Here is a 13,790-nt window from a genome sequence, read left to right on the forward strand (position 1 = left end):
CTTCTGTGATATTTCTCATGACAGAGCGAGACGTTCCGACAACCGAGTCCGTGAAGGCGTGCCATGACGACCGTGCTCCACGTCACCGACTGCTATGCGGGTGGCATCCCCGTGGCGATCGAGGCGTACGTGCGGAATTCACCGCCGGGTGTCGAACACCACCTGCTCGCGCAGATCCCGGACGGTGCCCCCGTCGACGACACGCTGTCCGACTGCTTCGCGTCCGTGACCGCCCTCGGACGGCGACCGCTCGCTGCCGTGCGAGCGATCCGCCGTGTGCGCCGTCGGACCGCGGCCGACATCGTGCACGCCCACTCGAGCTTCGCCGGCGCGTACGCCCGCGTGGCCCTGCGCAGTTCGCCGCGGACCCGCATCGTCTACACCCCGCACTGCTACGCGTTCGAGCGCGCCGACCTCTCCGTCTGGAGCCGCCGTGCGTTCCGGGCCGTGGAGTGGCTGCTCTCGTTCAACGTCGAGACCATCGCCGCCTGTTCCGAGGGCGAGGCCGCCGCAGCGCAACGGCGCGGGCCCCTCCGACCGCACGTCGTCCACGTGCCGAACGTGGTCGCGGTTCCGCTGTGCGATGCCCGCCGAGACGGCCTGGAGCGGCACCGGCCGCTGCTGGTCGCGAGCCTCGGGCGGATCGCTCCGCAGAAGGATCCGATGCGGTTCGCCGACGCCGCGGCGTCGATCCGTGCGCGAGGGATCGAGGTGGTCCCGGTCTGGATGGGTGGTGGCGCGGACGACGACGTCGCCCGGTTGGAGGCCTCCGGTGTACACGTCACCGGGTGGATTCCGCACGCCGAGGTGGGCAGGCGGCTCGCGCAGAGCGACGTCTACCTCCATACCGCCGCCTGGGAGGGGTTCCCGCTCGCCGTCCTGGAGGCGGTGCAGGCTGGTGTCCCGACGCTCGTCCGCCCGATCGCCGCGTTCGGGACGCTCCCGGACGCCCTCACGCTCGACAATGGTCTCGAGGCGCTCATCGCCAGCAGGCTGGCCGGGCCCCGGGCCTTCGCCGCGTGGGCCGAGGCGAACGTCGCCCGCTGGTCGGACCGCCTCCGGGGCCACACGCCCGCCCATCAGCGGACGGCGCTCGCCGAGGCCTACCGGATACCGCAGGTGGCCTGATGCGGGTCGCTGTGGTGCAGTGGGGCCGCACCGGTGCGGGCCCGCTCTTCGCCCAGGAACTGGCTCAGGCGCTTCAGGAGGACGGCTGCGATGTCGTCGTGTCCTATTCCCTCGACGCCGAGGTGGCCGACCGGTTCGTGGCACTCGGTGTGCCGTCCTTCCCGATCCGCACGTATCGCGACAAGCGCGGCGCGGTGCTCGGTCTACCGCGTCTGCTCTGGGCGGCGTTCCGGCTCGACCGGTTCCTCCGGCGGCATCGCATCGACGTCGTCGTCATCGCCATGGAGCAGCTCTGGCAGGGGGCGGTCGCGCCCGTGTTCCGCTTCGGCGGTCGTCGGAGTCTGCTCTGCGTCCATGACGCGACGATGCACCCCGGGGACTTCTCGCGGCTCGAGCACCTCCTGCGTCGCGCCGAGCGTCGGGCGGCGGACGGAGCGATCGTGTTCTCCGCGCCGGTCGCCGCCGCACTCACGTCCCGTGGTGAGTTCCGCGCGGACCGCGTCCACGAGACCGTCCATGCCGCATACCAGGTCGACGCGGGCCGTGCCGTGGTCCGGTCGACGTACCGGGAGGGTGTTCCGGTCGTCGGATGCTTCGGTCGGCTGTCGGCGTACAAGGGGCTCGGTCTCGGGGTGGAAGCGATCACCGAACTGCGACGTCGCGGGATCCGGGTCCGATTGCGGGTCGTCGGGTCCGGGACCGACGACGCTCTCGACCTCCTCCGACACGAGGACGACGAGCTCGAGAACCGCTGGGTCGGTCAGGAGGAGATCGCACAGGTGGTCGGCGGGTTCGACATCGCCCTGTTGCCCTACACCGAGGCCAGTCAGTCCGGTGTGCTCGCCTACGCGATGGCGCTCGGGGTGCCCTCCGTCGTGACGCCGGTCGGCGGCCTCGCCGAGCAGGCGATCGCGTCAGGATCGGGCATCGTGGCCACGGCGGTGACGTCGACCGCGCTCGCCGACGCGCTGGAGGAGATCCTCGCCGACGCCGGTCGCTACCAGACGCTCTCAGCGGCGGGTGTCCTTGCTGCAGCGGGTCCGTTCTCGTGGGCGCGCGTCGCAGCGGACGTGCGCGTCGCCGCAGCATCCGTCGTGTCCGTACGTCGCTGATGCGCGCGGGACGGAGCGGAGGTCGGCCTCCGCGGGGCCGGGGGTGCCGTCGCTCCAGGTCGCAGAGACAGGAGGAGGCACACGGCGACGATCAGCATCGGCGTGAGATGCCGGAGGAACGAGCCGTAGTCCGGCTCGAAGATCGACTGCACGATCAGGAAGGCGAGGATCGCCGCGAACAAGCGGTTCTGGAACGCTGTGAGGATCGGAGCGCCGCGGGGCGCTCGGAGCCTCGCCGACCGGATCGCGGCGATGAGTGATCCCCAGATGACCAGCAGGACGAGCGCCACGACGAGGTAGATCGCCCCGCCGCGGAGCATCAGCGGGATCGGGATGATGAACGAGACGAAGGTGAGGACACTGTTGACGAACCCGGACACGGGGCCGGCACCGGGGAAGAACTGCACGATCAGGGTGTTGACCGATTCCGCGGTGCGGTGCTCGTTCACCATCAGGCGGTAGTGGTCGAGGTCGACACCGACGACCAGCGGGAAGACGACGGAGAGTCCGGCGTAGAGCACGAGGACGACCGCCAGGGTGGCCGTCCAGCCGCGCCGTGCTCGCAGCGCGAGCCGGAGCGCCAGATAGAGGCCGGCCACGAGGAACCAGTACGTGCGGAAGCCCTGGGCGTACAGCAGCATCGCGGCCACCGGCACCAGCTCGGCCAACAGACCTCGTCCGCGGTGGGCGATGAGGGCGAGTACCGCGCCCACCGTCAGCAGGTCCTTCGTGTACGCGCCGTGGTAGACCGAGGCGAGCGCGACGCAGCTGATGATGATGGCCCAGTCCACCCACTCGGCCGTCGTCGTCCGGGTGCGTGAGATCGCCGCCGTCAGGACGAGCAGGTAGCTCGCGACACCGACGAGGGCGGCGAGCGTCTGCAGCTCGGCCAGGCCCATCCAGCGGTAGACCGCGGCGATGAGCCGGAACGACGAGTCGGCCTCGGTGAACGTCCCCCGATTCACGCTGATGATCGTGCCCTCGTCGTTCGCGAAGTGCCCGGGCAGTCCTGGTTGCTCGGCTGCCACCCAGGCGAGCGCGAGGAGCGAGGCGATGAGGAGGAGCGAACCGCCGACGAGCGGGCGGTCACGTTCCCGCCCGCTGACATCGGGCGTCCGTCGCGTCAGCTGCCGGCGCCACACGGCCCGGTCGGCGCTGGCCTCCGCGCGGGCCCTGGCCGCGTCCCGCCGCGTCAGCTCCGCGAAAGGCTGCCGGGAGGTCACGGACGGATCGTGTGCTCGAAGCGCAACCTCGGTTGGAGGTCGCCGAACCAGGTCTCCGCGTAGTTCGACAGCTTGCGGTTGTTGTTGTCGAGCGCGACGACCCGGCGGCCGATCTGCAGCCCGATGAGCATGGCGTGGAGGCGATCGGTGACGACCACCTCGCCGCGGGCGATCAGCCGGACGGCGGCATCGAATCGACGTTCGGCTCGCCGCATCCACGCGGCATGATCGCGCTCCATGAGCGGTTTCAACACCGGGTGCTTCGCCGCGCGCCAGCCGAGCCACTCGTGCGCCCGGAGGTCCAGGGGGTCGGCCGGCCAGTCGGCGCTCTCGGAGCCCACGAGCCCACCCGCGCTCTCGCCGTCCGTCCGGGCGATGACGATGCGCCGCTGGGTCGGTTCGGGGGCGTTGATCGGGCCGAGGAGGTGCACCGCGTCCGGTGAGAGGCTGAGGTCCTCGACCTCGTCGCGGAGGAGGTCGTAGGAGGTCTGGTCGCGGACGGCGACCCGAAGGTTGAGCCGGGCGGCGAACCGTCGGGAGAACGCCCGGCGGTCCGCATCCGTGGGGAAGACGACCGACTGCGGTGCCTGGATGAGCAAGGTGTCGGCTGGGAGGCGCTCCGCGAGTTCGTAGCGAGCCTCGCTCAGCACCGGGTAGAGGCCTCCGAGGTTGCCGCCGCCCTGGATGAGGACCGGGATCGACGAGTCCCGGACCCGCTCGGGCATGCTGCCGGCGCTCGAGGTCGTGCGCACGTCGATGCCGTGTGCGCGCCAGAACCTGGCCTGTCCGAGGGCGATGGCTGAATCGCCCGAGTTCCGGTGATCGGGGAACTGGGTGTAGTGGAGTTCGGTGACGCCGCGATGCAGCTCGACGAAGGAGGTCTCGGCGCGCCGTCGCATGGTCTCGAGGTAGGGCATGGGTGCTCCGTCCGGATCGACACCGAGCGTTGCGCTGGAATCGGATACTTCAGTTGGTCGAATACATTATGCTCGATTGTCGCCGGGTCGTCTCGCACGTCGGCGATCGACCTCGCCCACCGCGCCTCGTGCGCGCCGAGGCGCGATCCGATGCACACCAGAACATCCCCAAGGAGGCCACCGCATGCCCTTCGTCGAAGCCCGCCGCTGCTGGGAGCGACGGTGCTCGCGCATGGTCCTCGTCCTCGACCTCCTGGCCGTCACCCTGGCACTCACCGTGACCCAGCTCCTGTGGTGGGACGCGTACTGGCGCGGGACCGTGGAGGTCGTGGGGCCGTTCGGACGCCGAGACCTCGGCTACCCGGCGGTCACCCTCGCGCTCGCCGTCGCGTGGTGGTCGCCCCTGGCAGCGGCCCGATCGCGCCACCCGCGGGTCCTCGCGGACGGTTGGACACCCTATCGACGGGTCGTGGTCGTGACGACGACGGTCTTCGGCACGGTGGCGATGGCGTCCTACCTCCTCAAGCTCGAGATCGGACGCGGGTTCCTGCTCACCGCCATGCCGCTCGGGGTAGCCCTCCTCCTGGCGGTCCGATGGGGCGCCCGTCGACACCTCCGTGCGCGGCGACGCGGAAGTGCACTCGTCTACCGCACGCTGCTGGTGGGGGACCGCGACCAGGCGGTGCATGTCGCCGAGCGCATGCGCCGGGGCGACTGGGCAGGGCATCGGGTGGTGGGCGTCGCGACCCCGGGCATCGTCGACGATGACCGCATCGTGGGTGCCCCCATCCTCACCGGGCGGCCCTCGATCGTCGATGCCGCCGAGGAGGTCGAAGCGGACACGGTGATCCTCGTCGGCCCCGTCGAACTCACCCCCGCCGAGCTCCGCCGCCTGGGTTGGGACCTCAGTGAGCGCGGGGTGAAGTTCATCATCGCGCCGACGCTCACGGGGGTGGCCTCGACCCGCCTGTACCTCCAGGCGGTGGCCGGCATCCCGCTCATCCATGTCGACCACCTGGAGCTGTCGCGGCTGGAGGCGGCGGCGAAGCGGGCGTTCGACGTCATCGGTTCCGCGACGCTGCTCCTGCTGCTGGCCCCGGTCATGCTCGCGGTCGCGCTCGCGGTGAAGACGACGAGTCGGGGGACCGTGCTGTACCGGCAGGAGCGCGTCGGCCTGCGCGGCCGCCCCTTCCAGATCCTGAAGTTCCGCTCGATGGTCGCCGACGCCGACACCGGAGCAGCCCTCGCCGTGCAGCAGCACGCGGACGAACTGCTCTCGAAGGCTTCGGACAACCCGCTCGTGACCCCGATCGGACGGATCCTCCGGAAGTACTCGCTCGACGAGCTCCCGCAGTTGTTGAACGTCCTGGGGGGTTCGATGAGCCTCGTCGGTCCGCGGCCGCACCGGGGGTGGGAGGTCGAACGCTACGACCTGCTCGCCCGGCGACGCCTCCTGGTGAAGCCGGGCATGAGCGGACTGTGGCAGGTCAGCGGGCGGTCCAACCTCTCCTGGGACGACTCGGTCGACCTCGACCTGTACTACGTGGAGAACCGGTCGGCCGCGATCGACCTGAAGATCCTCGCGCAGACGGTGCGAGCGGTCGTCGCCCCGGGAACCGATGCACGGTGATCCGGCGCCGCTCGGGGCCGGGTTCAGCGTTCCGGAAGCTTGTGCCGCCAGCTCAGTCCGCCGGCACCGATGACCGCGCAGACGACGAGGAGCAGCCAGCCGCCGCTCAGCAGCAGGCTGCTCTCGGCGGCGCCCGATGCGAGCAGGGTCACGACGATGAGGGCAGCCCAGACATGCACGACGCTGCGCCGGTTGGTCGCGATGAGCCAGGTCCGCACGAGCGCCAGACCGCCGAGGAGGAGGAACAGGGCGAGCCCGATCAGTCCGAGCTGCAGGTACACGTCCAGGTAGGCGTTCAGCGCCGAGTCGTTCGTGCGGCCGAGGCTCGCGTCGATGAACCGGTACGGGACGGCATCGGAGACCCAGCCGCCCGTCCAGCCCCAGCCGTTGAGCTCGCTCGGGGCCAGGCGTCGCAGGGTCTCCTGCCAGAGTGCGTAGCGCTGCTCGATTTCGAGCCCGAGACCGAGGACGCGGAACACCTCGGATCGGAAGAGGTACCCGATGAGGCCGATGAGCGCGAGGACGGTGAGCAGGACGAACTGCCAGGTGCGGCGCGGTTCCGGCCGGAGTTGCCGGAAGACGTAGAGCACGGCGGTCGCGATGCCGAGGGCCGCGGCGAGGAGCGCGACGCTCGGCGAGCGCGTGCCGAGGATGAGCCCGGCGGCGAGCGCGATGGACCCGATCGTCACCCCGTGCCGCACGGAACGGGTCCGCCATTCGACGACGAAGGTGACGAGACCGAGCAGGGCCGCGATCCCGAGGGCGCTCCGGGTTCCGAAGACCCCCTCCAGCGGACCGCCGAAGGCGAGGTTCCCGCTGATGCCGAGGAACGGCAACGGGGTGTCGATGAGGACGCCGCTCACGACCTCGAGCGCCAGGGACGTGCCGAGGAGCGCGCGGAAGGCGGTGCCCGTCGCCCGGACGATCTGGATGGTGTCGCGGGTCAGCGCGATCACGATGGCGATGAAGGCCCACGCGAGCTGTCCGCCGATGGCGGGCAGGGTCGCGAGGGGCGTGGCGCTCCACACCACCGACACCGCGCTCCAGGCGAGGAACAGCAGGACCGAGATCGGCAGGAGGCCACGCCACTCGATGATGGGGAGGCGTGCGAGGAGGATGCCCGTGCCGATCGTCGTGAGGCCGACGAGCATCGCGCTGAACCCGGCGACACCGATCAGGCTCGTGACGAGGTGCTCACCGAAGGCGGTCGCGACGGCGATGGTGGCGAACGCGGCGGCCAGCGGCGCCGACGACAGGACGCGCGCGGCGACGGAGAACGCGTCGAAGTCCGCCGGTCTCACGCCGGGCTCATCCGCCGATGACGTCGCGCCGGTGCGCGGGTGCGAGGTCGGAGGAGGCCGCGACGGTGGGAACAGGCCAGGCGGGTTCCTGCTTGGTCTTCACCACGAGGAGCACGAGGAGGACCCAGCCGGATTCGATGAGTATCCGGCTCTCCGCGACCGACTGCACGACGAGGGAGACCGCGATGAGGACGGGGGCGAGCGACAGGGCCGTGTACGGCCGCTGTGCGTCGAGGTCGACGCGTGGACGGTCGACGGCCAGGAACCAGGTGCGGGTCAACATGGACAGGACGACCGCGGCGAAGAGCACCAGGCCGACGACGCCGAGTTGGAACCAGACGTCGAGCCAGGCGTTGTGCGCCTGGAGCTGTCGGACGCCGCGTCGGATGACCAGGTCGGTGAAGAGCGGCTCCCACGGTGCCCACGGACTCGAGAAGCCCCATCCGAAGACCGGCCGCTGTTCGATGAGGCGCCACACGGTCGCCCAGATGTCGAGTCGACCGGTGAGGTCCGGGCTCTTCCCGAGCAGGCCGAGGAGTTGCGTCCGGAAGACGACCGCTCCCACCGCACCGACGACCCCGATGCCGAGGAAGCCGAGGTACACCGGCGTCCTCGCCTCCGGGCGAGGTGCCCGACGGATCGCCAGTGCAGCGGCGAGGACCACCGCCGTCACCACTGCGGCGAGCAGGATGGTGGTCGAGAAGCTCAGGAGGAACATCACGACGGAGAGACCGAGACGGATGAGCAGGGTCCAGCGACGTTCCGGGCCGGCCAGCCCGGCTGCGCCGGGCTCGTCGCGGCGCGCCGCCAGCCGGAGCCCGAAGACGATGATCCCGAGCAGCGCCACCACGGCGAGGAGGTTGGCGTTCCCCGAGATGCCCTGGACACGTCCTCCGGAGAACAGGAGGTCCCGCGACCAATAGTCGAGCAGGGGCGGGTCCGCCGAGTCCCCGGCGTAGAAGTTCGGGAGGACCGGGTGCCGGATGATCGCCGCGACGACGAACTCGAAGAGGAGGGAGAGTGACAGCACCCACGTCACGGCACGGCCGAGGACGCGGATGACCTCGGGCCAGGAGAAACAGCCGGCGAGGGTCACGCCGAGGATGGTGCACAGCGCCGCACCGAGCAGGGTCGCGGCCGTGCCGCTGGGGTAGGCGGACCAGGCGATCGAGACGATCGACAGCACCCCGTAGCCGACGAGTGACCACGGCACCCGGGTGCGGCGCCAGTTCGGGCGGACGACCATCAGGCACGCGAGGGCGGCACCACCTGAGACGAGTGCCACCGCCGTGTAGCCCCAGATGGTGAAGAGGTTCGTCCAGAACGTCCCGGCGAGCACCGCGAACGTCGCGAACACCGCGACGTGCCTGACGACGAGTGCGCGTGTCGTCAGCGCTGCCGGCGGGCGGGGCGGGGCGGGTTCGGTGGACAGCATCGTGCCCCCAGGGTAGCGGCTGCGGCCGCCGCCGAGGCCCTGGTCCAGCGCGGTGGTCAGACGAACGCCGCAGTGCCGGTGATGGCCCGCCCGACGATGAGCGCGTTCATCTCCCGCGTGCCCTCATAGCTGTAGAGGGCTTCGGCATCCGCGAAGAACCGGGCGGCGTGGTAGTCCAGCACGATGCCGTTCCCGCCCATGATCTCCCGTGCCCACGCGACCGTCTCGCGCATCCGCGCGGTGCAGAACGCCTTGGCGAGCGCGGAGTGCTCGTCGCGCTGGGTGCCCTCGTCGAGCATCTGCGAGACCCGGACGCACATCGCCATCGACGCGGTGATGTTCCCGAGGCACTTCGAGAGGAGGTCCTGGATCAGCTGGTGGCCCGCGATCGGCTTGCCGAACTGCACGCGCTCCTTGGCGTAGGCGACCGCCGCCTCGTACGCGCCGACAGCGACGCCGACACTCGACCAGGCGACGCCGGCTCGCGTGAGCCGCAGTACCTTCGCCGTGTCGCGGAAGGAGTTCGCGTGCTGCAGCCGGAGGCGCTCGGGGACCCGGACGTCGTCGAGGGTGATGTCGGCGTTCTGCACCATGCGCAGGCTGATCTTGCCCTCGATCTTGGTCGCGGAGTAGCCGGGGGAGTCGGTCGGCACGATGAAGCCCTTCACCTGACCGTCGGCGGTGTCCTTCGCCCAGATGATCGTGATGTCGCTGAAGGTCGCATTGCCGATCCACCGTTTCGAGCCGGACAGGATCCAGTCGTCGCCGTCCCTGGTCGCCGTGGTGCGGAGCCCCTGTGCGCTGTCCGACCCCGATTGCGGTTCGGTGAGTCCGAAGGCACCGAGGACCTCGCCGGAGGCGAGCTTCGGGAGCCATTCGTCCTGCTGCTCCTGGGAGCCGCACTCGCTGATCGAGCCCATGGTGAGACCGTCCTGCACCCCGACGAAGGTGGAGATCGACGCGTCGATCCGGGAGAGCTCCATCGAGGCGAGGCCGCGGAACACGGCGCTGTTCTCGAACGGCGTCGTCTCCGGCCAGGCCCATCGGGCGACGTCGAGCTCGAGGAGCGGGGTGATGAGGTGCTTCGGGAACTCGGCTCGCTCCCAGTACTCGTTCACGATCGGCTTCGCCTCGGTCTCGGCCCAGGCTCGAAGGCGGGCGATGGCCTCCTGCTCGGGAGCCGTCAGAAGGCTCTCGAAGCCGTAGAAGTCGCTGGCGAGGGGTTCGAAGATCATGGTCCGTTGCTCCATTGCGTCCGCTGGCGCCGGATCGGCGTCCCGGCCAGCCTAGGCAGGTGCGCTCGGCGCGGACAACGGCTTGGTAGTTTGGTGCACGGTGCCGGGCGACCGCGTCGCACGGCTTGTAGGACGACGCCAAGCGGCCCCAGGGTCCGGCTGGCGCGTCACCCTCGTCCGTCGAAAGGGCCCCACCATGTTCGTGCCGCTCCGTGCCACTCCTCGTGACTACGCGTGGGGGTCGTCGACGGCGATCGCGGAGGTGCTCGGGTCCGAGCGCTCAGGGCGCCCGGAGGCGGAACTCTGGCTCGGCGCACACCCCGGGGCGCCGACGCCGATCGCGGATCCGTCGACGGTGGGGGGACACGCCGACCTCGAGCGCTGGCTCGCCGCCGATCCCTCCGCGCTCGGCGGGCACGGCTCGCTGCCGTTCCTCCTCAAGGTCCTCGCAGCGGCTCATCCGCTCTCGCTGCAGGCCCACCCCGACCTGCACCGCGCCGCCGCGGGCTTCGCCGCCGAGAACGCGCGAGGGGTGCCGCTCGACGCCCCGCACCGCAACTACAAGGACGCGCTCCACAAGCCGGAACTCATCGTCGCCCTCCGGGACGGCTTCGAGGCGCTCTGCGGGTTCCGCGAGCTCGATGCGACCGATGCGCTGCTCGCCGAGCTGGTGGCCTCGTCGCCCGATCCGGCTGCTGCGGCGCGCATCACCATGCTCCGCGGGATGCTGGCCGCCCCCGACGGGCTCCGCGACACCGTGCGAACCCTGCTCGAGCAGCTCCCCGGCGGGCTGCTCGACGCCCTCGTCGCGTCCGCCGCTGCTCCCGGTTCGGGTGCATTCGACGCCGAGCGGACCCTGGTCGGACGGCTCGCCCAGGAGTATCCGGGCGATCCCGGCATCGCGGTCGCACTCCTCCTCAATCTCGTCACGTTGCGAGCCGGCGAAGCGCTGTACCTCCCAGCCGGGAACATCCACGCCTACCTCCGCGGCATCGGCGTCGAGCTCATGGCCGCGAGTGACAACGTCCTGCGCGGCGGGCTCACCCCGAAGCACGTCGACGTGCCCGAGCTGCTCGAGGTCCTGGAGTTCGAGCCGCGGCCGGTGCCGTGGCTCACCCCGACGGACCTGGGTGGGGGGCTCAGCCTCTTCGTCCCCGACGTGCCGGACTTCGAGCTGCTGCGGGTGGACCTGTCCGGTGAGCCGTCCGAGCAGGGGTCGTCGTTCCGACTCCCCGGCCCCGGGATCGCGATCGTGGTCGACGGCTCGGTACGGATCACCGGAGCCACCTCGTCCATCGAGCTCGGTCGAGGTGGCTACGCCTTCATCACGCCCGACGAGGCGGAGCTGCGCTTCTCCGGGACCGGGACCCTGTTCCTGGCGACGACCCAGGCCTGACCGCCCGGCCGGGTGGCCCGGTCCACCCAGCTCAGGCGCTCTCCCGCACCCCGAAACTCCGCCGGTAGGCGGCAGGCGTGGTCCCGAGGACGCGGTCGAAGTGGTGACGGAGGACGGCTGCGGTGCCGAACCCGGTGTCGGCCGCGATCCGCTCGACACCGTGGTCGGTCCGTTCGAGCATCTCCTGGGCTCGGAACAGGCGTTGCCGGTTCAGCCAGGCGGCCGGCGTGCTGCCGAGCTCCGAGCGGAAGCGGCGTGCGAAGGTCCGCTCGGACATGTGCGCCTGCCGCGCGAGGCGCCCGATGGGCAGGTCCTCGGCGAGGTGGTCGAGCATCCAGTCGACGACCGGGGCGAGCGACTCGCACTGCTGCGCCGCGACGGGGGAGAGGACGTATTGCGCCTGACCGCCGTCGCGCTGTGGCGGGACGACCATCCTGCGGGCGATGACGTTGGCGCTCGCCGCGCCGTACTCCTGTCGTACCAGGTGCAGACACGCGTCGATGCCGGCCGCGGTCCCCGCGCCCGTGATGACCTTGCGGTCCTCGACGAACAGCACGTCCGGGTCGACGGTGGTGCCCGGGAACGTCGTCTGCTGCTCGCTGGTGTACATCCAGTGGGTCGTGCTGCGCCGACCGTCGAGCAGTCCTGCCTGACCGAGGACGAACGACCCGCTGCACACGCTGAGGACCCAGGCACCCCGTGCCTCCGCCGCTCGGAGGACGTCGAGGTAGGCCTCGTCGACCGCTCCGGCACGCGATCCACCACGACCGGTGATCACCACGAGGTCCGCCTCGGCCGCGAACGACAGGTCGTCGTCGACGACCATGTCGAAGCCCCGCGCACCGTCGTCGCTCAGGTTCATCCGGACCGGACCGGGGTCCTTCGTGACGATGCGGAGGTCGAAGGCGGGACCGCCCTGGTCCGACCGGTCGATGCCGAAGACCTCGCAGACGACGCTGAACTCGAACGGTTGCAACCCCGGAATGGCGAGCAGGGCGACCTTCGACAGCATGGGACCTCCGGATGATCGATTTGGCAGGAATCTGCTCATTTGCGTCCATCCTGCCACTGGTGGCAGTTTTTCGCCATTCCTAGAGTTTCAGACATGTCCATCATCGCACTCGTCATCGGCATCCTCACCGTCCTCATCGCCGTCGTGGCTTCCGCCGCGACCCTCCGCGCCGTCCTGACCGACGGCTATCGCCGTGTCCCCAGCCGTGCCGGCGCACGACGCACGCGCCTCCAGTAGTCTGGTCACTCCGTCTGCAGCACGGCAGGTGGAGGACTCCCTGGAGGAAGCATCGTGGCGTGGCTGGTGACGGGCGGAGCCGGATACATCGGAGCCCATGTGGTGCGGGCCTTCCAAGCGGAGGGGATCGACGTCGTCGTCCTCGACGACCTGTCGAGCGGACACGAGCGCTTCGTTCCTGCGGGTGTGCCGTTCGTCCGCGGAACCCTGCTCGACGGCTCGGTCCTCGAGCGCACCTTCTCCGAGTTCGAGCTGAGCGGTGTCGTCCACGTCGCCGGGTACAAGTACGCGGGTGTCTCCGTGCAGCGCCCGCTCCACACGTACGCCCAGAACGTCACGGCCACCGCGATGCTGCTCGCCGCGATGGAGGAGCACCGGGTGGAGCGCATCGTCTTCTCGTCGAGCGCCGCGGTGTACGGGACCACGGACGTCGACCTCGTCACCGAAGACACCCCGAAAGCGCCCGAGTCGCCCTACGGTGAGTCCAAGCTCATCGGTGAGTGGCTGCTCCGCGACCAGGGTGTCGCCACCGGGCTGCGCCACACGTCGCTGCGGTACTTCAACGTCGTCGGCTCCGGGACGGACGAGGTCTACGACACGAGCCCACACAACCTCTTCCCGCTCGTCTTCGACGCGCTCCTCGCCGGACGCACCCCCCGCATCAACGGCGACGACTACCCGACGCCGGACGGCACCTGCGTCCGCGACTACCTGCACGTCGCGGATCTCGCGGCCGCGCACGTCGCCGCAGCCAAGCGGCTCGATGCGGGTGAGCCCCTCGAGGCGGCGTACAACCTCGGAAGCGGGGACGGGTCGAGCGTCGGCGAGATCATGACCGCGATGGCGGAGGTGACCGGGATCGACTTCACCCCCGAGATCATGCCGCGGAGGGCGGGCGATCCCGCACGGATCGTCGCGTCCGGCGCGCTCGCAGCGCGCGACCTCGACTGGCGGATGCGACACGATCTGCGCCAGATGGTGGAGAGTGCATGGCGGGCCAGGCGCGCCGCCGACTGACGTCGCGCGGCCGTACGATCCGCCCCGACGGGCCCCGACACCCAGTTCGGGTCACACGCGGCGCGTCGCGAACCCTCACCTCGTGATTGAGGCTTTACGATGTGCGACTTGACTCGACCATAACTACAAGGGTGTAATTATGTATCG

The 13,790-nt window shown here is 70.3% G+C and carries 12 protein-coding genes; 6 read left to right on the forward strand and 6 right to left on the reverse strand.

Features of this window, described 5'->3' with window-relative positions:
- Positions 1-63: 63 nt before the first annotated feature.
- Both QRN44_RS14005 and QRN44_RS14010 read left to right on the forward strand, forming a co-directional pair.
- Positions 64-1,128, forward strand: a complete 1,065-nt coding sequence (locus tag QRN44_RS14005) for a glycosyltransferase family 4 protein (protein ID WP_285039426.1) — start codon at positions 64-66, stop codon at positions 1,126-1,128.
- A complete protein-coding gene (locus QRN44_RS14010; protein ID WP_285039427.1) occupies positions 1,128-2,240 on the forward strand; it encodes a glycosyltransferase family 4 protein in 1,113 nt (370 codons plus the stop codon). Before QRN44_RS14005 ends, QRN44_RS14010 begins: the two co-directional genes overlap by 1 nt.
- Here QRN44_RS14010 and QRN44_RS14015 read toward each other — a convergent pair.
- The gene (locus QRN44_RS14015) at positions 2,126-3,463 is read right to left on the reverse strand and encodes a hypothetical protein (RefSeq protein WP_121291875.1); all 1,338 of its coding nucleotides are present in this window, start codon (positions 3,461-3,463) and stop codon (positions 2,126-2,128) included. The two genes, QRN44_RS14010 and QRN44_RS14015, sit on opposite strands and share 115 nt — an antisense overlap.
- Complete coding sequence (locus QRN44_RS14020; protein ID WP_121291874.1) at positions 3,460-4,380, reverse strand: polysaccharide pyruvyl transferase family protein; 921 nt, start codon at positions 4,378-4,380, stop codon at positions 3,460-3,462. The genes QRN44_RS14015 and QRN44_RS14020 overlap by 4 nt, the downstream gene beginning before the upstream one ends.
- Before the next feature lie 184 nt (positions 4,381-4,564).
- On the opposite strand from QRN44_RS14020, the gene QRN44_RS14025 reads away from it, so the two are divergent.
- Positions 4,565-6,010 carry a sugar transferase gene (locus tag QRN44_RS14025; protein WP_285039428.1) on the forward strand — a complete coding sequence of 482 codons (1,446 nt, stop codon included), beginning with the start codon at positions 4,565-4,567 and terminating at the stop codon, positions 6,008-6,010.
- A gap of 23 nt (positions 6,011-6,033) precedes the next feature.
- Here QRN44_RS14025 and QRN44_RS14030 read toward each other — a convergent pair whose 3' ends face one another.
- The 3 genes from QRN44_RS14030 to QRN44_RS14040 are packed head-to-tail and all read right to left on the reverse strand — an operon-like array spanning position 6,034 to position 9,981.
- Positions 6,034-7,311: an O-antigen ligase family protein gene (locus tag QRN44_RS14030; RefSeq protein ID WP_285039429.1), complete on the reverse strand. Its 1,278-nt coding sequence runs from the start codon at positions 7,309-7,311 to the stop codon at positions 6,034-6,036.
- Positions 7,312-7,318: 7 nt separating this feature from the next.
- Positions 7,319-8,746, reverse strand: a complete 1,428-nt coding sequence (locus QRN44_RS14035) for an O-antigen ligase family protein (protein WP_285039430.1) — start codon at positions 8,744-8,746, stop codon at positions 7,319-7,321.
- Positions 8,747-8,802: 56 nt separating this feature from the next.
- Entirely contained in the window at positions 8,803-9,981 is a 1,179-nt protein-coding gene (locus QRN44_RS14040; RefSeq protein WP_175117732.1) for an acyl-CoA dehydrogenase family protein, read from the reverse strand.
- Between the two features lie 196 nt (positions 9,982-10,177).
- Between QRN44_RS14040 and manA the strand changes: the two genes are divergently transcribed.
- Complete coding sequence (gene manA / locus QRN44_RS14045; RefSeq protein ID WP_175117733.1) at positions 10,178-11,377, forward strand: mannose-6-phosphate isomerase, class I; 1,200 nt, start codon at positions 10,178-10,180, stop codon at positions 11,375-11,377.
- Positions 11,378-11,408: 31 nt separating this feature from the next.
- On the opposite strand, the gene QRN44_RS14050 is transcribed toward manA, so the two are convergent.
- Entirely contained in the window at positions 11,409-12,389 is a 981-nt protein-coding gene (locus QRN44_RS14050; RefSeq protein WP_175117734.1) for a GlxA family transcriptional regulator, read from the reverse strand.
- Between the two features lie 93 nt (positions 12,390-12,482).
- Here QRN44_RS14050 and QRN44_RS14055 point away from each other — a divergent pair, with 93 nt between their 5' ends.
- Positions 12,483-12,626 (forward strand): hypothetical protein, encoded by a 144-nt coding sequence (locus tag QRN44_RS14055; protein WP_153303456.1) that lies wholly within the window; start codon positions 12,483-12,485, stop codon positions 12,624-12,626.
- A 54-nt stretch (positions 12,627-12,680) separates the two neighbouring features.
- The gene (galE, locus tag QRN44_RS14060; protein WP_064295220.1) at positions 12,681-13,643 is read left to right on the forward strand and encodes a UDP-glucose 4-epimerase GalE; all 963 of its coding nucleotides are present in this window, start codon (positions 12,681-12,683) and stop codon (positions 13,641-13,643) included.
- Positions 13,644-13,790: the final 147 nt, after the last annotated feature.

The organism is Plantibacter sp. lyk4-40-MEA-4, assembly GCF_030209415.1.
In the GTDB taxonomy this organism is placed as follows: domain Bacteria; phylum Actinomycetota; class Actinomycetes; order Actinomycetales; family Microbacteriaceae; genus Plantibacter; species Plantibacter flavus_A.